This is a genomic window from Streptomyces sp. NPDC053069 (genome assembly GCF_044546895.1).
Taxonomy (GTDB): Bacteria; Actinomycetota; Actinomycetes; order Streptomycetales; family Streptomycetaceae; genus Streptomyces.
In genome coordinates, this window is the sequence record NZ_JBITZN010000018.1 from 164,990 (window position 1) to 185,148 (window position 20,159).

At 71.4% G+C, this 20,159-nt stretch carries 18 protein-coding genes; 11 read left to right on the forward strand and 7 right to left on the reverse strand.

The window, feature by feature from the left end; genetic code table 11:
* Positions 1-7: 7 nt before the first annotated feature.
* A complete protein-coding gene (gene rarD / locus ACIGXP_RS33685; protein ID WP_399774849.1) occupies positions 8-958 on the reverse strand; it encodes an EamA family transporter RarD in 951 nt (316 codons plus the stop codon).
* A gap of 111 nt (positions 959-1,069) precedes the next feature.
* A complete protein-coding gene (locus ACIGXP_RS33690; RefSeq protein ID WP_399774852.1) occupies positions 1,070-1,924 on the reverse strand; it encodes an SDR family oxidoreductase in 855 nt (284 codons plus the stop codon).
* A gap of 100 nt (positions 1,925-2,024) precedes the next feature.
* Between ACIGXP_RS33690 and ACIGXP_RS33695 the strand changes: the two genes are divergently transcribed.
* A complete protein-coding gene (locus ACIGXP_RS33695; protein WP_363214186.1) occupies positions 2,025-2,429 on the forward strand; it encodes a helix-turn-helix domain-containing protein in 405 nt (134 codons plus the stop codon).
* Between the two features lie 15 nt (positions 2,430-2,444).
* Here ACIGXP_RS33695 and ACIGXP_RS33700 read toward each other — a convergent pair whose 3' ends face one another.
* The 5 genes from ACIGXP_RS33700 to ACIGXP_RS33720 form a co-directional block, all read right to left on the reverse strand.
* A complete protein-coding gene (locus tag ACIGXP_RS33700) occupies positions 2,445-3,506 on the reverse strand; it encodes a 2-oxoacid:ferredoxin oxidoreductase subunit beta (protein ID WP_363214185.1) in 1,062 nt (353 codons plus the stop codon).
* Entirely contained in the window at positions 3,499-5,427 is a 1,929-nt protein-coding gene (locus tag ACIGXP_RS33705; protein ID WP_399774858.1) for a 2-oxoacid:acceptor oxidoreductase subunit alpha, read from the reverse strand. The genes ACIGXP_RS33700 and ACIGXP_RS33705 overlap by 8 nt, the downstream gene beginning before the upstream one ends.
* 285 nt (positions 5,428-5,712) lie before the next feature.
* Complete coding sequence (locus ACIGXP_RS33710; protein WP_399774860.1) at positions 5,713-6,402, reverse strand: LuxR C-terminal-related transcriptional regulator; 690 nt, start codon at positions 6,400-6,402, stop codon at positions 5,713-5,715.
* Between the two features lie 373 nt (positions 6,403-6,775).
* Entirely contained in the window at positions 6,776-8,113 is a 1,338-nt protein-coding gene (locus tag ACIGXP_RS33715; RefSeq protein WP_399774863.1) for a sensor histidine kinase, read from the reverse strand.
* A 331-nt stretch (positions 8,114-8,444) separates the two neighbouring features.
* Complete coding sequence (locus ACIGXP_RS33720) at positions 8,445-9,629, reverse strand: sensor histidine kinase (RefSeq protein ID WP_399774865.1); 1,185 nt, start codon at positions 9,627-9,629, stop codon at positions 8,445-8,447.
* Between the two features lie 229 nt (positions 9,630-9,858).
* Here ACIGXP_RS33720 and ACIGXP_RS33725 point away from each other — a divergent pair, with 229 nt between their 5' ends.
* The 10 genes from ACIGXP_RS33725 to ACIGXP_RS33770 are packed head-to-tail and all read left to right on the forward strand — an operon-like array spanning position 9,859 to position 19,945.
* A complete protein-coding gene (locus ACIGXP_RS33725) occupies positions 9,859-10,278 on the forward strand; it encodes an NADH-quinone oxidoreductase subunit A (RefSeq protein ID WP_363214405.1) in 420 nt (139 codons plus the stop codon).
* Positions 10,269-10,874, forward strand: coding sequence for an NADH-quinone oxidoreductase subunit B family protein (locus tag ACIGXP_RS33730; protein WP_363214404.1), 606 nt, complete (start codon positions 10,269-10,271; stop codon positions 10,872-10,874). The genes ACIGXP_RS33725 and ACIGXP_RS33730 overlap by 10 nt, the downstream gene beginning before the upstream one ends.
* Positions 10,871-12,352, forward strand: a complete 1,482-nt coding sequence (locus tag ACIGXP_RS33735) for an NADH-quinone oxidoreductase subunit C (RefSeq protein WP_399774869.1) — start codon at positions 10,871-10,873, stop codon at positions 12,350-12,352. The genes ACIGXP_RS33730 and ACIGXP_RS33735 overlap by 4 nt, the downstream gene beginning before the upstream one ends.
* Positions 12,349-13,317, forward strand: coding sequence for a complex I subunit 1 family protein (locus ACIGXP_RS33740; RefSeq protein WP_363214402.1), 969 nt, complete (start codon positions 12,349-12,351; stop codon positions 13,315-13,317). The genes ACIGXP_RS33735 and ACIGXP_RS33740 overlap by 4 nt, the downstream gene beginning before the upstream one ends.
* Before the next feature lie 2 nt (positions 13,318-13,319).
* On the forward strand, positions 13,320-13,871 hold the full coding sequence (locus ACIGXP_RS33745; RefSeq protein ID WP_399774874.1) for a NuoI/complex I 23 kDa subunit family protein: 552 nt from the start codon (positions 13,320-13,322) through the stop codon (positions 13,869-13,871).
* Complete coding sequence (locus ACIGXP_RS33750; RefSeq protein ID WP_363214400.1) at positions 13,868-14,485, forward strand: NADH-quinone oxidoreductase subunit J; 618 nt, start codon at positions 13,868-13,870, stop codon at positions 14,483-14,485. The genes ACIGXP_RS33745 and ACIGXP_RS33750 overlap by 4 nt, the downstream gene beginning before the upstream one ends.
* The gene (gene nuoK / locus ACIGXP_RS33755) at positions 14,485-14,859 is read left to right on the forward strand and encodes an NADH-quinone oxidoreductase subunit NuoK (protein ID WP_360093959.1); all 375 of its coding nucleotides are present in this window, start codon (positions 14,485-14,487) and stop codon (positions 14,857-14,859) included. The genes ACIGXP_RS33750 and nuoK overlap by 1 nt, the downstream gene beginning before the upstream one ends.
* Entirely contained in the window at positions 14,856-16,850 is a 1,995-nt protein-coding gene (locus ACIGXP_RS33760; RefSeq protein ID WP_399774878.1) for an NADH-quinone oxidoreductase subunit L, read from the forward strand. Before nuoK ends, ACIGXP_RS33760 begins: the two co-directional genes overlap by 4 nt.
* A 6-nt stretch (positions 16,851-16,856) precedes the next feature.
* On the forward strand, positions 16,857-18,431 hold the full coding sequence (locus ACIGXP_RS33765; RefSeq protein WP_399774881.1) for an NADH-quinone oxidoreductase subunit M: 1,575 nt from the start codon (positions 16,857-16,859) through the stop codon (positions 18,429-18,431).
* A complete protein-coding gene (locus ACIGXP_RS33770) occupies positions 18,428-19,945 on the forward strand; it encodes an NADH-quinone oxidoreductase subunit N (RefSeq protein ID WP_399774883.1) in 1,518 nt (505 codons plus the stop codon). Before ACIGXP_RS33765 ends, ACIGXP_RS33770 begins: the two co-directional genes overlap by 4 nt.
* The last annotated feature ends 214 nt before the right edge of the window (positions 19,946-20,159 follow it).

The following is a 20,159-nucleotide window of genomic DNA, read 5'->3' on the forward strand; positions in this document are numbered from 1 at the left end:
CCCCGGTTCACGCATCCACGGGCGCGGAGTCCGGCGTGTTCACCCGCGGTACCCCGAGCGGCTCCCTCGGCCTGCGTGCGGAGCGCAGCGCATCACCCGTGAGCAGGAAAAGGGCCAGCCAGACCAGGGCGAATCCGGCCCAGCGCTCGGGCGGCATGGCCTCGTGGAAGTAGAGGATGCCGCACAGGAACTGGAAGACGGGCGCCAGGTACTGCAGCAGGCCCAGTGTGGACAGGGGCACGCGGATCGCCGCCGCGCCGAAGCAGACCAGCGGCAGCGCGGTGACGACACCGGTGGAGGCGAGCAGGGCGGCGTGTCCGGCGCCGTCGTTCAGGAAGCTCGCGTCGCCGTGCGCGCCGAGCCACAGCAGATAGCCGAGCGCGGGCAGGAACTGGATCGCGGTCTCGGCGGCCAGCGACTCCAGACCGCCGAGGGCGACCTTCTTCTTGACCAGGCCGTAGGTGGCGAAGGAGAACGCGAGGACGAGCGAGATCCACGGCGGGTGGCCGTAGCCGACGGTCAGGACGACGACGGCGGCGAGGCCGGTCGCGACCGCGGCCCACTGCACGGGCCGCAGCCGCTCCTTCAGCAGCAGCACGCCCATCGCGATGGTCACCAGGGGGTTGATGAAGTACCCGAGGGAGGACTCGACCACATGGCCGGAGTTCACGGACCAGATGTACACGCCCCAGTTCACGGTGATGACGGCGGCGGCCACGGCGATGAGCCCGAGCCGGCGGGGCTGGCGCAGCAGCTCTCCGGCCCACGCCCAGCGCCGGACGAAGAGCAGGGCGACGGCGACGACGACGAGGGACCACACCATGCGGTGGGCGAGGATCTCCACCGCCCCGGCGGGCTTCAGCAGGGGCCAGAACAGGGGCACCAGGCCCCACAGGCCGTAGGCGGCGAAGCCGTTCAGCAGGCCTATCCGGTGCTCACCCTTGGACTTCCCGGCCACAGCCCCTCCCTCTCACATCAGGCACGCGAGAACGAAGGTAGCGCCGAACACCCCCGGCTGTCATGGCCGTATCGCCATACGGTCATGACAGCCCGGGTGCTGCCGGATCGCTCAGCCCTTGAGCGCGGCGGTGATCGCCTCCGACAGCGGGGTGGTGGAACGGCCGATCAGCCGCGACAGATCCCCGGAGGAGACCACCAGCTCGCCCTTCTCGATCGAGGCGTCCACGCCGGCCAGGACCGCGGCCAGCGGGCCGGGCAGCCCGGCGCCGGTGAGGATGCCGGCGAGGGCCTCGACGGAGACCGGGGTGTAGGCGATCTCCTTGCCGGTCTGCCGGCTCAGCCGGGCGGCGTACTCGGCGAAGCTCCACGCCTCGTCGCCGCCCAGCTCGTACGTCGTGTTCTCGTGGCCCTCGCCGGTCAGCACCGCGACCGCGGCGGCCGCGTAGTCGGCGCGGGCGGCCGAGGAGACGCGGCCCTCGCCGGCGGCCTGGACGACCGCGCCGTGCTCCAGTACCGGGGCCAGGTTCTCGGTGTAGTTCTCGTGGTACCAGCCGTTGCGCAGCAGGGTGTACGGCAGGCCCGAGGCGAGCAGCGCCTGTTCGGTGGCCCGGTGGTCGTCCGCCAGGGCCGCAGTGAGGGTGCCCGGAGCGCTGGTGTACGCGAGCAGCACCACGCCGGCCGCCTTCGCGGCGTCGATGACGACCTGGTGCTGCCGCACCCGTCCCTTGTCGAACTCGTTGCCGGAGATCAGCAGGACCTTGTCGCCGGCGGCGAACAGGCCGTCGAAGGTCTCGGGGGCGTTGTAGTCGGCGACGGCCAGTTTCACCCCGCGGGCCGCATGGTCGGCGGCCTTCGTCTCGTCGCGGACGACGGCGGTGATCTGCTGGGCCGGAACCTTCTCCAGCAGCTGCTCTACGACGTGCCGGCCGAGGTGTCCGGTGGCTCCGGTGACGACGATGCTCATGGTGGGGAACTCCTTGGGGGTGCCGTGTTCTGGGTATGGCACTCACCTTAGGAGGGGCGCTAACCTATCGAAAGTACCCACTTTGAAGTAAGGTACGTGCATGGCGGTAAGTGAGTGGAAGGGTGACGGTGAGGCCATGTGCCCCCATCGCCTGGTCCTGGAGCATGTGACCAGCCGCTGGGGAGTGCTGGTGCTGATCCAGCTCCTCGACCGCCCGTATCGGTTCAGCGAACTGCGGCGGGCCATCAGCGGCCTCGGCGGGCGTGGCGTCAGCGAGAAGATGCTCACGCAGACCCTCCAGACCCTGGAGCGCGACGGCCTCGTCCACCGGGACGCCAAGCCCGTCATCCCGCCGCGCGTCGACTACTCCCTGACCGGGCTGGGCCGCGAGGCGGCGGAGCAGGTGCGGGCGCTGGCGCAGTGGACCCAGCACCGCATGGACGACGTGCTCAGCGCCCGCCGGGCATACGACGAGGCCCGGGAAGAGCGCTCCCGGGCCTCGTGACAGCGAACAGCAGGGTCAGCCGACGACCGTCCAGGTGTCCCCGCCGGCCAGCAGCGCGGCCAGGTCGCCCTTGCCCTTCTGCTCGATGGCGGTGTCCAGCTGGTCGGCCATCGCCGTGTCGTAGACGGACCGTTCGACCGAGCGGAAGACACCGATCGGGGTGTGGTGCAGGGTGTCGGGGTCGGCGAGCCGGGACAGGGCGAAGGCGGTGGTCGGGGACGCGGCGTGCGCGTCGTGGACCAGGACGTCCGCCTCGTTGTCCGCCGTCACGGTGACGACCTCCAGGTCACCGGTTGCCCGGTTGCGTACGACGCCGCGTGCGCCGTCGGACCCGAAGCGGATCGGCTGTCCGTGCTCCAGACGGATCAACGTCTCCTCGGCCTGCTGCTTGTCCTTGAGGGCGTCGAAGGCGCCGTCGTTGAAGATGTTGCAGTTCTGGTAGATCTCGATGAGGGCCGTGCCGGGGTGGTCGGCCGCCGCGCGCAGCACCTCCGTCAGGTGCTTGCGGTCGGAGTCGATGGTGCGGGCGACGAAGGACGCCTCCGCGCCGAGCGCCAGCGAGACCGGGTTGAACGGCGCGTCCAGCGAGCCCATCGGCGTCGACTTGGTGATCTTGCCGAGTTCGGAGGTCGGCGAGTACTGGCCCTTGGTCAGGCCGTAGATCCGGTTGTTGAACAGCAGGATCTTCAGGTTCACATTGCGGCGCAGGGCGTGGATCAGGTGGTTGCCGCCGATGGACAGCGCGTCGCCGTCACCGGTGACCACCCACACCGACAGGTCCCGCCTGCTGGTGGCCAGGCCGGTGGCGATCGCCGGGGCGCGGCCGTGGATGGAGTGCATCCCATAGGTGTTCATGTAGTACGGGAAACGGGAGGAGCAGCCGATGCCGGAGACGAAGACGATGTTCTCTCTGGCCAGCCCCAGCTCCGGCATGAAGCCCTGCACGGCGGCGAGGATCGCGTAGTCACCGCAGCCGGGGCACCAGCGCACCTCCTGGTCCGACTTGAAGTCCTTCATCGACTGCTTGGCCTCGGCCTTGGGGACCAGCTGCAGCAGTCCGTTGCCGGCGTCAGTCATCGATGGCCTCCTTCAGAGCCGTGGCGAGCTGTTCCGCCTTGAACGGCATGCCGTTGACCTGGTTGTAGGAGTGGGCGTCGACCAGGTACTTCGCCCGGATCAGGGTGGCGAGCTGCCCGAGGTTCATCTCGGGGACCACCACCTTGTCGTACTGCTGGAGCACCTTTCCGAGATTGCGCGGGAAGGGGTTGAGGTGGCGCAGGTGTGCCTGCGCGATCGACTCGCCGCCCGCGCGCAGCCGTCGTACCGCCGCCGTGATCGGCCCGTAGGTGGAGCCCCAGCCCAGGACCAGGGTCTTGGCGCCGTGCGGGTCGTCGACCTCGATGTCCGGCACCTCGATGCCGTCGACCTTGGCCTGCCGGGTGCGGACCATGAAGTCGTGGTTGGCCGGGTCGTAGGAGATGTTGCCCGTGCCGTCCTGCTTCTCGATGCCGCCGATGCGGTGCTCCAGACCCGGGGTGCCCGGGATCGCCCACGGCCGGGCGAGGGTCTCGGGGTCCCGCTTGTACGGCCAGAAGACCTCGGTGCCGTCCTGAAGGGTGTGGTTGGGGCCGGAGGCGAACTGCACCCGCAGGTCGGGCAGCTCGTCCAGGTCCGGGATCCGCCACGGCTCGGAGCCGTTGGCCAGGTAGCCGTCGGACAGCAGCATCACCGGTGTGCGGTACGTCAGTGCGATCCGGGCCGCCTCCAGAGCGGCGTCGAAGCAGTCCGCCGGGGTCTGCGGCGCGACGATCGGCACCGGCGCCTCGCCGTTGCGGCCGAACATCGCCTGCAGAAGGTCCGCCTGCTCGGTCTTGGTCGGCAGCCCCGTGGACGGGCCGCCGCGCTGGATGTCGACGACCAGCAGCGGCAGTTCCAGCGAGACCGCGAGGCCGATCGTCTCGCTCTTCAGCGCGACACCGGGACCGGACGTCGTCGTGACCGCGAGCGAGCCGCCGAAGGCCGCGCCCAGCGCCGCACCGATGCCCGCGATCTCGTCCTCGGCCTGGAAGGTGCGGACGCCGAAGTTCTTGTGCTTGCTCAGCTCGTGCAGGATGTCCGAGGCTGGGGTGATCGGGTACGAGCCGAGGAACAGCGGCAGATCCGCCTGCTGCGAGGCCGTGACCAGGCCGTAGGCCAGGGCGAGGTTGCCGGAGATGTTGCGGTAGGTGCCGACCGGGAAGGCCTTGGCGGCCGGGGCGACCTCGTAGGAGACGGCGAAGTCCTCCGTCGTCTCGCCGAAGTTCCAGCCCGCGCGGAACGCGGCGATGTTCGCCTCGGCGATGTCCGGCTTCTTGGCGAACTTCGACTTCAGGAACTTCTCGGTGCCCTCGGTGGGCCGGTGGTACATCCACGACAGCAGACCCAGCGCGAACATGTTCTTGCTGCGCTCGGCCTCCTTGCGGGAGAGGGAGAACTCCTTGAGCGCCTCCACCGTGAGGGTGGTCAGCGGCACCGGGTGCAGGTTGTAGCCGTCCAGGGAGCCGTCCTGGAGCGGGTCGGTGTCGTAGCCGACCTTCTGCAGGGCGCGCTTGGTGAACTCGTCCGTGTTGACGATGATCTCGGCGCCGCGCGGCAGATCGCCGACGTTCGCCTTCAGAGCGGCGGGGTTCATCGCCACCAGCACGTTCGGCGCGTCCCCGGGGGTGAGGATGTCGTGGTCGGCGAAGTGCAACTGGAAGCTGGAGACACCGGGCAGGGTGCCGGCGGGGGCGCGGATCTCGGCGGGGAAGTTGGGGAGGGTGGAGAGGTCGTTGCCGAAGGATGCGGTCTCCGAGGTGAACCGGTCACCGGTGAGCTGCATGCCGTCACCCGAGTCCCCCGCGAACCGGATGATCACCCGGTCCAGGCGCCGCACGTCCTTGGCGCCGCCCGGTTTGCGCTGCTCTCCCACGACGGTTCCGTCGGTGTGCTCCGCTGGGCTGCTGACCTGGCTGGTCACTGAACTGGACCTCCTTCGAGGCGGCTGTCCGTCGGGTGGTCGTCCCACGGACCATCCCAGGATCAACCCTACGTCGGTTAGGGTCGCCTTCCCGAGGCCATCCGAAGATTGGACGGCGTTTCGAGACGGCCTGTTCGCGCTGCTTCTCACTCTCCCGCATGATGACCCGCGCCGCCGGAACTCCGATCAAGAAGTTCCCGAGCGTCCCTCGGTTGTCTCCTGAGTCCTCCCTGTCCGGGTACCCGCCCGGGAAGCGCTCAGGAGCCTCTTCCGAGGTCCCGGTGATCAGGAGTTCAGGTACGTCAGGACGGCCAGCACACGGCGGTGGTCCCCGTCGCTCGGGGCGAGGCCGAGCTTCAGGAAGATGTTGCTGACGTGCTTCTCCACGGCTCCGTCGCTGACCACCAGCTGCCGGGCGATCGCCGAGTTCGTCCGTCCTTCGGCCATCAGCCCGAGCACCTCGCGCTCGCGCGGGGTCAGCCCCGCCAGCACGTCCTGCTTGCGGCTGCGGCCGAGCAGCTGCGCCACCACCTCCGGGTCCAGCGCCGTACCGCCCCCGGCCACCCGCACCACCGCGTCCACGAACTCGCGCACCTCGGCGACCCGGTCCTTGAGCAGATAGCCCACCCCCCGGCTGGAACCGGCCAGCAGCTCGGTGGCGTAACGCTCCTCCACGTACTGCGACAGCACCAGCACCCCGAGCCCCGGATGCGCCTTCCGCAGCTGTACGGCCGCCCGTACACCTTCGTCGGTGTGCGTCGGCGGCATCCGCACGTCCGCCACGACCACCTCGGGCAGCATGCCCTGGGCCTCCAGGTCGGCGACGGTCTTCACCAGCGCCTCCGCGTCCCCGACGCCGGCCACGACATCGTGCCCGCGGTCGGTCAGCAGCCGGGTCAGGCCCTCCCTGAGCAGCACTGAATCCTCGGCGATGACCACCCGCACCCTGTTCTCCACGATCTCCCGGCCCCCCATGCCCGTGCCCGCTCCTCTACGACGCCGTCCGTACGGAGGTCCAGCATTCCAGCATTCGGCCGGCGCCGCCCGCCGCACCTGCACAACCGCGCCCTCCGGGGGTGGGGAGGGCGTCCCGGCGCGGGGGGTTCTGGATCTTTTGCATGCGTTGATCTTTTGCATGCGTTCTGCTGATCGGGTGCGGGAGGGGGCCGGTGCCGGGCCGGTCGGCCGGCGACTGCGGTGGGCCGGCAGACCGGCACCACCTTCCCGGTGGGCCCCGCCTTCAGCAGACGGCGGCGGCCCGTGAACGCATCGTGTGCCGTCCCGGGGCTACGACGGCGTAACGGGCCGGGCCCGCTCCGGCGCCGTCGTCCGCATCGGCCCCTGAGGGTCAGGCACGCCAGGGCAGTTCCGCGATCACCCGGGTGGGGCCGCCGGCCGGGGAGTCGACCACGAGGACGCCGTCCACCGCGTCCAGCCGTCCGGCGAGACCGGCCAGGCCCGAGCCGCGGGAGACGTCCGCGCCGCCCACCCCGTCATCGGTCACCTGCAGCATCAGCCGGTCCTCCGCGCGCCACACGTCCACCGACGCGGACCGGGCCCGGCTGTGCTTGCTGATGTTCTGCAGCAGTTCGGAGACGGTGAAGTAGGCGATGCCCTCGATCGCCGGCGCCGGGCGGGCCGGCAGATCGACCTCGACCCGTACCGGCACCGTGCAGCGGGAGGCGACCGAGGACAGCGCGGCGTCCAGACCACGGTCGGTCAGCACGGCCGGATGAATGCCGCGGGCGAGATCGCGCAGCTCCTGCAGCGCCGTCTTCACCTCGCCGTGCGCGTCGTCCACCATCCGCGCCGCCGCCTGCGGATCCTCCCGGAGCTTCTCCTTCGCCAGCCCCAGATCCATGGCCAGGTTGACCAGCCGGGCCTGCGCCCCGTCGTGCAGGTCCCGCTCGATGCGCCGCAGATCGGCGGCGGCCGTGTCGACCACGACCCCGCGGTCCGACTCCAGCTCCACCACCCGCGCCGACAGCGGCGACGGCCCGAGCAGCCCCTGGACCAGCAGCCCGTCCACCGCCGTCAGGGCTCGTACGATCCACGGCGTGGCCAGCGTGAACAGCAGGCCGACCAGCGCGGTCACGGTGATCTCGAACGGGTTGTCGAGATAGACGCTGTGGTGTTCGTCGCCGTACAGCTGCAGCCCGCCCTGGCCGCCGTACATCGGGAAGACCCAGAACCACAGCGGGTAGGTCAGCAGGGACCAGCCGGTCGTCCACAGGCTCACCGCCACCGAGAACGAGAACACCGCCCAGGGGAACTGCACCAGCGTGTACAGCAGGTTCCGCCAGGAGGTGCCGCTCTTGAGCACCGCGCCCATCCAGGCCAGCGCGCCCGGCCTGCGCAACCGCAGCGGCTCCGGCTCGGCCACGTCCAGCTGCAGCAGTCCGCGCGCCCGCGCCCGCTCCAGCGCGCCGAAGCCGCGGCAGCCGGCGAGCGCCGCCGCGAGCACCGGGATGCCGAGGAAGGTCACCAGCAGGCCCGCGCCGAGCGATGTCATGGTGACCGTCCACGTGAACAGCACGATGGACAGGGGCAGGCTCAGCAGGACGTAACCGAACTCGCGCCAGCTGCGCGCCTCGAACGGCGCCCGTAGCGCGGCGGGCAGCCGGTAGCCGCTTCCGGCGGGGTGCCCGTCCTCCCGCCCGTAGCCGTGTCCGTACTCCGTGGCCATCGATTCCGTCCTGTTCTCGTCGCCCTGCGGCGGTTCAGCCGTGTCTCCAGAGTCGTGCGCCGGGGGGCACCGGGCCATGGAGTCCGTCGGCGTCTTGGGCCGGGGGTTTTCCCCACCCCTGCCTCCGGCGGTCGGCCGTTCGTCCCGCGCCGTCGGCTTCTCGGTTCCGTCGGCCCGTCGTGGGGGATGCGCCGTAGGGGTTCTGGCGTCGGCCGGCTGCGGGGCCGTCGTGGCCGGCCGCCCCCGGGGCAGTCGCCGCACCCGCATGGGGCCCGTAGCTGCCGCACCCGCATGGGGCCGTAGTCGCCGCACCCGTGTGCGGCGCGGTCCGCTACTCCGTCCGGTCCCGCCACGGCAGCTCTGCCGTGACCACCGTCGGGCCGCCGGCCGGGGAGTCGAGGACGAACAGGCCGTCCACCGCGCCCAGCCGCTCCGCGAGGCCCCGCATCCCGGTGCCGCCCTCCAGCCGGGCGCCGCCACGGCCGTCGTCGCGGACCTGGATGAGCAGCCGCTCCTCCGCCCGCCACACGTCCACCGACGCGGACCGGGCCCGGCTGTGCTTGCTGATGTTCTGCAGCAGTTCGGAGACGGTGAAGTAGGCGATTCCCTCGATGGCAGGCGCCGGACGGTCCGGCAGGTCCACGGTCACCTTCACCGGCACCGTGCAGCGCGTGGCGACCGAGGACAGGGCCGCGTCCAGACCCCGGTCCGTGAGCACGGCCGGATGGATGCCGCGGGCGAGGTCGCGCAGCTCCTGGAGGGCCAGCTTCACCTCGCCGTGCGCCTCCTCCACCATCGCCGCCGCCGAGTCGGGATCCTCCAGCAGCTTCTCCTTGGCCAGACCGAGCCCCATGGCCAGGTTGACCAGCCGGGCCTGCGCCCCGTCGTGCAGGTCCCGCTCGATGCGCCGCAGATCGGCGGCGGCCGTGTCGACCACGACCCCGCGGTCCGACTCCAGCTCGGCGATACGGCGTTCCAGCTCGTCCGACGGCGACAGCAGTCCGCGGACCATGAAGCGGTCCGCGTTCGCCAGTCCCCGCGCCAGGTACGGCAGCACCGGCCACAGCACGAACAGCGAGGTCAGCACGGTGCAGAAGGTGAGGATCCCCCACGGCAGCCGGATGGCGTCGTAGAGCAGCGTCCGCCAGCCCACCGGGTCCTTCAGCGCCATCCACAGCCGCTGCATCCACCCGCCGCCCCGGGCCAGCGGCAGCGGAGTCGGCTCCTCCACCCGCACCCCGAGCAGCCACCGGGCGCGGGACCGCTCCAGCTTCCCCAGCTGCCGGGCGCCCAGCAGACTGAGCGCCAGCAGCGGAAGACCGATCACGGTGAGCGTCAGGGGCCCGCCGACGGACAGCACGGTGATCGCGTAGACGAAGCCGAACACCGTCACCGGGAGGTTCAGCAGGAGATGGAGGATCTCCTTCCACGTGTGCGTGTCGTACGCCGGCCGGACCGGCGGCAGCCGGTCGGTGCCGTCGGCCGCCCGGCCGGTGGCGGAGCTGGTAGCGGTCATACCCGTCAGCCTGCCGTGCGCTGGGCCCTGCGCGCCATGCGGTACGCCGCCCTCCGCCGCCGGGGGAAAACCCCACCCCCGGGCACATCACCTGTCTCAGCCCGTGACGGGCTGCTTACCCGCTCTTTAACAGGGCCTAGACTCCCGTGCGTACAGATCGTCGAATCACGTGGCACCACAGAGTGCACGATTTCACCAGGGTCACGAAGTCAGGGAGCGAGGTCGGACGGTGCGGGAGACGTTGGGGGACTCGACGGTCGCCGCGGCGAACGTCATCGCGGCCGGCTACTTCCGGTCGTACTCGGCGGTCGGGCTGCTCGCGCTCGTCGGCGTGCTGTTCGTCGCGGTCGCCTTCGGCGCCGGCCGCCTGCTGCGCCCGGTCGTGCCGACCCCGGAGAAACTCCTGACCTACGAGTGCGGCGTCGACCCCGTCGGTGAGGGCTGGGCCCACACCCAGGTCCGGTACTACGTGTACGCCTTCCTGTACGTGATCTTCGCGGTCGACTCGATCTTCCTGTTCCCCTGGGCCACGGTCTTCGCCGCCCCCGGCTACGGCGCGACGACCCTGGTGGAGATGTTCATCTTCCTCGGCTTCCTCGCCGTGGGCCTGGTGTACGCATACAAGAAGGGCGTCCTGACATGGACGTGACCCCGGATCCCGTCTACCTGCCCGAGCCCAGGAGGCTCGGCGCTCTGGCCCGCCTGGCTCCCGAGCCGATGAAGGTGGTCCTCAACTGGGGCCGCCGCTACTCTCTCTGGGTCTTCAACTTCGGCCTCGCCTGCTGCGCGATCGAGTTCATCGCCGCGTCGATGGCCCGCCACGACTTCATCCGTCTCGGCGTGATCCCGTTCGCACCGGGGCCCCGCCAGGCCGACCTGATGGTCGTGTCGGGCACGGTCACGGACAAGATGGCCCCGGCCGTGAAGCGCCTGTACGAGCAGATGCCCGAGCCGAAGTACGTCATCTCCTTCGGCGCCTGCTCCAACTGCGGCGGCCCCTACTGGGACTCGTACTCGGTGACGAAGGGCGTCGACCAGATCATCCCGGTGGACGTGTATGTCCCCGGCTGCCCGCCGCGCCCCGAGGCGCTGCTCCAGGGCATTCTCAAGCTCCAGGAGAAGATCGCCCGCGAGTCGCTGGGGGAGCGGTACGGCACCGGGGCCGCCCGGCCGTCCGCGGCCGCCCTGACCAGCGACCTGGTGCAGCCCCCGGCGCCCGCCGCCGCAGAGGGGGACGCCCGATGAACACGGTCGGCTGGCTGCCCGCCCCGGTCGAGGACCTCTTCGGCGCCGAGGCGGTGGCCGAGGAGTCGTACGAGGTCCTGACGGTGGACGTTCCGCCGTCCTCCTGGCTCACCGCTCTGGAGACGGCCCGTACGACCCTGTCCTGCACCTACTTCGACTGGCTGAGCGCGGTCGACGAACCGGGCGCGGGTTTCCGCGTCTCGGCCCACGTGGTCGCGCTCGGGCCGGTCCGCCGTCTCCTCGTCCGTACGACCGTCCCGCACGAGGCGCCGACGCTGCCCTCCGCCGTCGGTGTCTACGCGGGCGCCGCCTGGCACGAGCGCGAGACCCACGAGATGTTCGGCGTCCGCTTCGAGGGCCATCCCTTCCTGGAACACCTCCTCCTCCCCGAGAACTTCGAGGGCCACCCGCTCCGCAAGGACTTCGTCCTCGCCGCCCGCGTCGCCAAGGCGTGGCCCGGCGCGAAGGAACCGGGCGAATCCGAACACGGCGGCCCGAAGCGCCGCCAGATGCTGCCCCCCGGCGTGCCGGACCCCAACGAATGGGGCCCGCTGAAGGGCCAGCTCCCGCCCGCTCCGGCCCGCCCGGCCCGTGCGGCTGCGGGGCGCGCGGCGGGCGAGCGTCCGGCCCGCGCGGCGGGAGACCGCCCGGTACGACGCACCCGCACGGCGGCGGAGGGCTCGGCGAGCCAGGGAGAGACTGCGACTGGTGCTGGTGCTGGTGCTGGTGCTGGTGCTGGCGCCGGTGTCGCCGGTGCCGGTGCTGGTGCCGGGCCGCGCCGGATGCGGAGTGCGGGCCAAGGCTCGGCGAGCCAGACCCGGGCCTCGGCCCCGGCGGACGCCGCCGAGCAGCAGCAGGCCGCGGCCGAGGGTGACGCGCCCCGGGCTTCGACTGCGGAAGGCCCGGCGGCCGAGGCGTCCGTGGCCCACGAGCCCGGCCCGGCGCCGACGCGCCCGCGCCGCGCCCGCAGCGCCTCGGAGGGCTCGACCTCCCAGCGGACCGGGACACCGGAGCCGACTGCACCGCCGGTTTCGGGTGAGTCGGCGGGCCCGGTTCCGGGTGAGCCGGCCCGTCCTGTTTCGGGTGAGCCGGCGGCAGCGGCTTCTGCCGAACCGACGGCTCCGCCTTCGGACAGGCCGACCGCACCGGACAGCGCGGCTCGCCCCGCCCGCCGGAGCACGGCCCCGCGCAGCGCGGACGCCCCTTGGCACCACGCCCGGCCGGCCTTCGACGAGCCGACGGAGCCCGAGCGGATGTCCGGGGAGACCGAGAGGGCTCCCACCGAAGCCGAGGGGGCCCCTGCGGAACCCGGCGCGGGCCGGCGCCGGCCCGAACGGGCCGCCAAGGGCGACGAGCCCGCCACCCGCGACGACCGTGGCACCCCCGACAACCACGGCACCTCTGACAACCGCGACCCCGCCAGCCCCGACAGTCCCCCCACCCCCGACGACCCCCACCCCACAGGAGGCCCGCAGTGAACGGCGTGCTGGACGTCGCCCTGCGACTCCTCGTCGTGTTCGTCGTCTTCCTCACCTTCCCGCTGATCGTCGGCCAGACCGAGCACAAGGTGATGGCCCACATGCAGGGCCGGCTCGGCCCGATGTACGCGGGCGGCTTCCACGGCTGGGCCCAGCTCATCGCCGACGGCGTGAAGTTCGCGCAGAAGGAGGACGTGGTCCCGGCCGGCGCCGACCGCCGCGTCTTCCAACTCGCCCCTGCCGTGGCCCTGCTGCCGTACCTCCTCGTCCTGCTCGCCATCCCGATCGGCCCGAGCGAGGGCGCGGTCGGCCAGATCCTCGACGCGGGCGTGTTCTTCGTGCTCGCGGTGATGGGCGTCGGCGTGCTCGGCTCGCTCATGGCCGGCTGGGCCAGCGCGAACAAGTTCTCCCTGCTCGGCGGCCTGCGCACGGCCGCCCAGCTGCTCGCCTACGAACTCCCGATGCTGCTCGCCGCGGCCTCGGTCGCCATGGCGGCGGGCACGGTCTCCCTGCCCGGCATCCTGCACGCGTTCCACTGGTGGTGGGTGCCCTGGCAGATCGTCGGCGCGGTCGTCTTCTTCGTTGCCGGCCTCGCCGAACTGCAGCGACCGCCCTTCGACATGCCCGTCGCCGACTCCGAGATCATCTTCGGCGCCTACACCGAGTACACCGGACTGCGGTTCGCACTCTTCCTCCTCGCCGAATACGCCGGGATCGTCGTCCTGTGCGGTCTGACCACCGTCCTGTTCCTGGGCGGCTGGCACGGCCCCTGGGGCCACGACGGCCTGGGCTGGCTGTGGACCCTGCTGAAGACCGCGATCCTCGCCTTCCTCGTCATCTGGCTCCGCGTGACCTACCCGCGGCTGCGCGAGGACCAGCTCCAGAAACTCTCCTGGACCCTCCTCGTCCCCCTCTCCCTCGCCCAGATCGCCCTCACCGGCATCGTCAAGGTGGTGATCAGCTAACCATGGCCCCCATTCCTGGCAGTGGCCTCGCCAAGGGCCTGGCCGTCACCCTCCGCACGATGACGAAGAAGACCGTCACCGAGCAGTACCCGGACGCCCTGCCCGAACTGCCTCCCCGCACCCGCGGTGTGATCGGTCTGTTCGAGGAGAACTGCACGGTCTGCATGCTCTGCGCCCGCGAGTGCCCGGACTGGTGCATCTACATCGACTCCCACAAGGAGACGGTCCCGCCGGCCGCCCCCGGTGGCCGTGAGCGCAGCCGCAACGTCCTCGACCGGTTCGCCATCGACTTCTCCCTGTGCATGTACTGCGGTATCTGCATCGAGGTCTGTCCTTTCGACGCGCTGTTCTGGTCCCCGGAGTTCGAGTACGCCGAGACCGACATCCGCGACCTCACCCACGAACGGGACAAGCTCCGCGAGTGGATGTGGACCGTCCCGGCCCCACCCGCCCTCGACCCCGCGGCGGAGGAGCCGAAGGAGATCGCCGCCGCCCGCAGGACCGCCGAGAAACTGGCGGCCGCGCAGGCCGAGCCGGAGGAGGGCGACTCATGAGTCTCGCCGCAGCCACGGTCGCCGCTTCCGGCACACCGGGCTTTCTGTCCCCGACCGGCGTCGAGATCGCCTTCCTCCTCGTCGGCCTGGTCACCTTCGGCGCCGCGCTGGTCACCGTCACCACCCGCCAGCTGGTGCACGCCGCCCTGTGGCTGGTGGTCGCCCTCGGCGGCCTCGCCGTGGAGTACCTGCTGCTCACGGCCGAGTTCATCGCCTGGGTACAGGTCCTGATCTACGTCGGTTCCGTCGTCGTCCTCCTGCTGTTCGGGCTGATGCTCACCAAGGCCCCCATCGGCCGCTCCCCTGACGCCGACTCCGGCAACCGCTGGGCCGCCCTGACCGTCGCGGTCGCCGCCGCCGTCGCCCTGGTGTGGGTGGTCGTCGACGCCTTCCGCACCACCTGGATCGACCTGGACGGCCCGGCCGCCGGCACCACCCGGATCACCGGCGAGAGCCTGTTCCGCACCTGGGTACTGCCCTTCGAGGCCCTGTCCGTGCTGCTCCTCGCGGCCCTGGTCGGCGCGATCGTCCTGTCCCGCAAGGCGACGGCGGACGCGAACGCCACCCCCGCGGCCACCGGGGACACCACCGCCGAGAAGGAAGGCGCCCGCTGATGCACCTCGCCTACCCGGCCGTACTCTCCGCCCTCCTGTTCTGCACCGGGCTGTACGGCGTCCTCGCCCGCCGCAACGCGATCCTGGTCCTGATGTCGGTCGAGCTGATGCTCAACGCCGTCAACCTCAACCTGGTCGCCTTCGACGTCTGGCTCAGCCGGGCCGCGAAGGAGACCCTGCACTCCGGCCAGGCGCTGACCCTGTTCACCATCGCCATCGCCGCCGCCGAGATCGGCATCGGCCTGGCGATCGTGCTCGCCGTCTACCGCAACCGCGGCACCTCCGACATCGACAAGCTCCGCGACACCGCAGAGGGCCCCGGCACCGAGGGACCGGGCTCCTCGGCGGCCGAGAAGGCTGAGGCCACCGCGTGACCACGACCACCCTCGCCGTCCTCGTCCCCCTCCTGCCGTTCCTCGGCGCCGCGGCCGGACTGCTGCTCGGCCGCACCGCGCCCGGGTTCGTCCGCCCGCTCGCCGTACTGCCGCCGCTGGCCTCGCTCGTGCTGGCCGCGCTGGTCGCCGTGCGTCAGGGCGGCGAGGCGGCCATCGACGCCCACACCGAGCTGACGCCCACCGGTTCGGTCCCCGTCGAGCTGGCGCTGCACATCGACGGCTTCGCCGCGCTCGTCGCGATCCTGGTGGCGTTCGTCGCGGCCTGCGTGCAGATCTACTCGACCGGCTATCTGCGCGACGACCCGCGCTACCCCTCGTACGCCGCCCTCGTCTCCCTGTTCACCTCCGCGATGCTCCTGGTCGTCTACTCCGGCGACCTGATCGTGCTGCTGGTCGGCTGGGAAGTCATGGGCATCTGCTCCTACTTCCTGGTCGGCCACTACTGGGAGACCCCGGAGGCCCGCGCCGCCTCCCTGAAGGCCTTCCTGGTCACCAAGCTCGGCGACGTGCCGTTCCTCATCGGCCTGTTCGCGCTCGCCACCGACGCTGGCTCCTTCCGCATCACCCGTGTCCTCGGCGCCGTCGCAACCGGCAACCTGCACCACCCGACCCTCATCGCCCTGCTGCTCCTCGCGGGCGTCGCGGGCAAGTCGGCGCAGTTCCCGCTGCACACCTGGCTCCCGGACGCGATGGCGGGCCCGACACCCGTCTCGGCGCTCATCCACGCCGCGACGATGGTCGCCGCCGGTGTCTACTTCATCGCCCGTCTCCTTCCCGTCTTCGAGGCCTCCCGGGCCGCGATGGTGGTCCTCGCCGTGATGTCCGCCATCACGATGGTCGGCTCCGCTCTTGCCGCGATCGCCCAGGACGACATCAAGCGGGTCCTCGCCTACTCGACGGTCGGCCAGCTCGGCTACATGACCGGCTCCCTCGCCGTCGGCGACCGCGATGCCGCCGTCTTCCACCTCCTGTCCCACGGCGCCTTCAAGGCGCTGCTGTTCCTCGCAGCCGGCGTGATCATCCACGCCGCCGGAACCAACTCGCTGGCCGCCATGTCCCGCATGCACGGCCTGCGCAACCGCGTACCGGACGCCTACTGGACGATGACCGTGGCGCTCCTCGCGCTCGCCGCGATCCCGCCGTTCAGCGGCTTCTTCTCCAAGGAGTCCGTCCTCGGCGCCGCCGAGCACGTCGCCACCGGTCACACCGGCCACGCGCCCGGTGCCGCCGGCTGGATCGTCCTCGTGGCCGGACTCGTCACCGCGCTGCTCACCGCCGAGTACGCCACCCGTCTCTGGCTGCTCGCCTTCCACGGCCGCGGCGCCGAGGCCCCCGACCACGGCAGGCAGCCCAAGACGATGACCGTCATCCTGTGGGTCCTGGCGATCCCGTCCCTGGCCTTCGGCGGCTTCGCCTACCGGGCGCTGCCCGACTGGTTCGACGGCCGCGACCTCACCCCGACCCTTCTCACCTCCATCCTCGGCACCGGTCTCGCCGTGGTCGGCGTGCTGGTCGCCTACGGCGCCTGGCAACGCACCACCGTGCTCGCCGCCCGGCTCCCGCTCGGCGCGGTCGCCGCCCACCCGGAGGGCGACGCCGGGCTGGTCGAGGCCGAGGCCATCGCCACACACGAGCCGGCCTACGGCGACATCGCCTATGCCGCCGATCCGGCGGACCCGGCGCGGCTGCTGCTCCTCTCGCTGCACCGGCCCGCGGCCGCCGGCTTCCACCTGGACGCCGTGTACGCGGCGCTGTTCGTCCGCCCGGTCCAGGCCGGGGCGAGTCTCGTCCGGTTCCTCGACCGCGAGGTCGTCGACACCTACGTGCGCGCCGCGGCCGCCCTGCCCCGGTGGCTCGGGGCCGCGGTACGGCGGGCGCAGACCGGCAATGTGCAGACCTATGTGAGCGCGCTGCTCGCCGGCACCGTCGTCCTGGCGGTCGCCGTCGTCCTCGTCGCCACGGGAGCGTGAGCAGACGTGATCGATATCAACGAGTCCGTGATGCAGTTCCTTCTGGCATTCGTCGTCGTCGGCCCGCTTCTCGGCGCCGTAGCCGCCCTTCTCCCGGCCCCGCCCGGACTGAAGGGGAAGTCACCCGGGCAGGCCGTGCTGCGGCACGGCGTCACCGTGACCGGCGCGGTCCTCATCGCGGCGATCGTCCTCGCGGTCGGCTTCGACCACGACCATGCGTCGAGGATGCAGGCCACGACGGACATCAGCTGGATCCCCGCACTCGACGTGCGGATCCACCTCGGCATCGACGGCATCTCCCTCCCCCTTGTCGTCCTGACCGCGCTGCTGACCTTCCTCTGCGCGCTGTACTCCTACTTCAACCCGCCCAAGGGCCCGTCCCCGAAGGCGTTCGTCGCGCTGCTGCTCCTGCTCGAGTCCGGCACCCTCGCGACCTTCGCCGTCCTCGATCTGCTGCTGTTCTTCCTCGCGTTCGAGATGGTGCTCATCCCGATGTACTTCCTCATCGCCCGCTGGGGCGGCGAGGGCCGGACCCGGGCCGCGTGGAAGTTCATCCTGTTCACGCTGCTCGGCTCCGTGGTCATGCTGCTCGGCCTGCTCCTGATCGGAATCAAGGCGGGCACGTTCGACATGGTGGCACTCGCCACTGACAACGGCCGGTCGCTGACCGCATCCGTGCAGGTCATCGCTGTGCTGGCGATCGGGATCGGGCTCGCGGTCAAGACGCCGATGTGGCCGCTGCACAGCTGGCTGCCCGACGCCCACACCGCCGCGCCGACCGTCGGCTCGGTGCTGCTGGCCGGTGTCCTGCTGAAGATGGGTACGTACGGGTTCGTCCGGATCCTGCTGCCGATCGCACCGCACGGCTTCCACACCTTCGCGCCGTACCTCGCCGCGTTCGCCGTCGTCGGGATCATCTACGGATCCCTGGCGTGCCTGGCCCTGGCCAAACGCGGTGCCAGGGGCGACCTCAAGCGGCTGATCGCCTACTCGTCCGTCGGCCACATGGGCTTCGTGCTGCTGGGCATCGCCACCATGACCCCGACCGGCGTGAACGGCGCCCTGTTCGCCAACATCGCCCACGGCCTCATCACCGGCCTGCTCTTCTTCCTGGTCGGCGCGCTGAAGGACCGCACCGGCACCACCGACCTCGACACCCTGGCCGAGGAGACGGGAGCCGCCCTCTACGGCAAGGCACCGCGCCTCGGCGGCCTGCTCGCCTTCGGCGCCGTCGCCTCCCTCGGTCTGCCGGGGCTCGCCGGATTCTGGGGCGAGATGCTGGCCCTGTTCGGGTCCTTCAAGCCCGCGGCCGACCTCAGCCGGCCCGCGTACCTCACCTTCATGGCGATCGGCGCGTTCGGCACCCTGCTGACGGCCGCGTACATGCTGATCGTGGTCCGCCGTGTCTGCATGGGCGGCGCCGAGCGGGAAGTCCCGGCCCTCGCCGACGTGCGCGGGTACGAGTTCGCCGCCTGGACCCCCCTCGTCGCCCTCACCGTCGTCGCCGGACTGTGGCCGAGGGCGCTGCTCGGCCTCACCGACCCGGCCGTGCACCAGCTCCTCGCAGGAGGCACCCGATGAGCGCCCAGCCCCTCGCCGAGTCGCTGGTCCAGTCCGTCGACTGGTTCGCCGTCGCCCCGCCGGTCATCGCCGCCGCGGTGGGACTCGTCGTCCTGGTCGCCGACCTGTTCCTGCCCGAGGCCCGCAAGGCCGTCCTCGGCTGGATCTCGGTCGCCGGACTGGCCGTGGCCGCGCTGGCGCTGCTGCCCCTTCTGGAGGGCGACCGCAGCACCTTCTGCCTGAACGGCGCCACGCGCGCGTGCAGCTACACCGCCGACCACTTCACGCTCGTCATCCAGTTCCTCGTTCTCGGCGGCGCCCTGCTCGCGGCCCTGCTGTCCGTCACGAACCTCGCGGACGACCAGCGGCGCGTCCCGCCGGGCGAGTTCTGGTTCCTGCTGCTGTCCTCGGCGGCCGGCGCCGCCCTGCTGCCCGCCTCCCGCGACCTGGCCACCCTGATCGTCGCCCTGGAGGTCGCCTCCCTGCCCGCCTTCGCCCTCGTCGGCATCCGGCACGGCGACAAGCGGTCCTCCGAGGCCGCCCTGAAGTTCTTCCTGTCCTCGGTGACGGCCACCGCGGTCAGCCTGATGGGCATCAGCTTCGTCTACGCCTCCACGGGCACCCTCTACCTCACCCAGGTCGCCCAGCGCCTGCCGCACGTCGGCGGGCAGCTGCACACGCTCGCCCAGACGGGTGTCGTCCTCACCCTGATCGGCTTCGCCTTCAAGACGGCCGCCGTCCCGTTCCACTTCTGGGTGCCCGACACCTACGTCGGCGCGCCGCTGCCCGTCGCCGCGTACCTGTCGGTCGTCGGCAAGGCGGTGGGCTTCTCCGGCCTGATCCTCGTCACCGTCGTCGCGTTCCCGTCGTACGCCGACGTCTGGGGCCCCGCGCTCGCCGTCCTGGCCGCGCTCACCATGACCGTCGGCAATGTCGGTGCCCTGCGCCAGCAGGCCACGCGCGCGTACAGCGCCGTACGGCTGCTCGCCTGGTCCTCCGTGGGCCAGGCCGGCTACCTGCTGGTGCCGATCGCCGCCGCCGGCTACGCCAAGGATCCGCAGAAGGCGATCGGCTCCACGGTGGCCTACGCGCTGATGTACGCCGCCGTGAACCTCGGCGCGTTCGCGGTGGCCGCCCTGGTGGGCCGCAGCCGGGCCCTGAACCGGATCGCCGACTACCGGGGCCTGTACGCCGCCAACCCGCTCACCGCGCTCCTGCTGGCGTTCTTCCTGCTGTGCCTGGCCGGGCTGCCGCCGGGCGTCATCGGGCTGTTCGCGAAGGTCACCGTGTTCTCGGCGGCCGTCGACGCGGGCCTCGGCTGGCTCGCCGTCGTCATGGCCGTCAATGTGGTGATCGCCCTCTTCTACTACCTGCAGTGGACGGCCCTGCTGTTCCGCGCCCCCGAAGGCGCACCCGCCCGGCACCGCGTCCCGGCCCCCCTCACGGCTGCCCTCGCCCTCACCGGCCTGCTCGGCGTCGCCCTCTCCGGAGCACCCCAGCTGGTCCTCCGCTTCGCGGCAGCCGGCCTTTTCTGAGAAGCGGTCACCTGCACGTCCCATCTGTCCCCACGCGCGCGTGAAGCGGCGGCCCCGGGCGGCACGCGCGCGTGGAGCATCCCTGCGGCGCGGAGCCGGTGCACACGCAAGGCCTTAGATGTATTGATCACGAGCGTTGTTAACGCTGGCCGGTCTTGATCGTGGCGAAGGCCCCCGTGTGTGGTGGAGGTGTCGAATCTTCACCGCACGGAGG

Bases quoted from the DNA above. Each gene is read 5' to 3' on its own strand.
- ACIGXP_RS33690 (WP_399774852.1), bottom strand. From the start codon at position 1,924: ATGAGCATCGTCGTCACCGGAGCCACCGGACACCTCGGCCGGCACGTC.
- ACIGXP_RS33695 (WP_363214186.1), top strand. From the start codon at position 2,025: ATGGCGGTAAGTGAGTGGAAGGGTGACGGTGAGGCCATGTGCCCCCAT.
- ACIGXP_RS33700 (WP_363214185.1), bottom strand. From the start codon at position 3,506: ATGACTGACGCCGGCAACGGACTGCTGCAGCTGGTCCCCAAGGCCGAG.
- ACIGXP_RS33710 (WP_399774860.1), bottom strand. From the start codon at position 6,402: ATGGGGGGCCGGGAGATCGTGGAGAACAGGGTGCGGGTGGTCATCGCC.
- ACIGXP_RS33715 (WP_399774863.1), bottom strand. From the start codon at position 8,113: ATGGCCACGGAGTACGGACACGGCTACGGGCGGGAGGACGGGCACCCC.
- ACIGXP_RS33720 (WP_399774865.1), bottom strand. From the start codon at position 9,629: ATGACCGCTACCAGCTCCGCCACCGGCCGGGCGGCCGACGGCACCGAC.
- ACIGXP_RS33730 (WP_363214404.1), top strand. From the start codon at position 10,269: ATGGACGTGACCCCGGATCCCGTCTACCTGCCCGAGCCCAGGAGGCTC.
- ACIGXP_RS33735 (WP_399774869.1), top strand. From the start codon at position 10,871: ATGAACACGGTCGGCTGGCTGCCCGCCCCGGTCGAGGACCTCTTCGGC.
- ACIGXP_RS33745 (WP_399774874.1), top strand. From the start codon at position 13,320: ATGGCCCCCATTCCTGGCAGTGGCCTCGCCAAGGGCCTGGCCGTCACC.
- ACIGXP_RS33750 (WP_363214400.1), top strand. From the start codon at position 13,868: ATGAGTCTCGCCGCAGCCACGGTCGCCGCTTCCGGCACACCGGGCTTT.
- nuoK (WP_360093959.1), top strand. From the start codon at position 14,485: ATGCACCTCGCCTACCCGGCCGTACTCTCCGCCCTCCTGTTCTGCACC.
- ACIGXP_RS33770 (WP_399774883.1), top strand. From the start codon at position 18,428: ATGAGCGCCCAGCCCCTCGCCGAGTCGCTGGTCCAGTCCGTCGACTGG.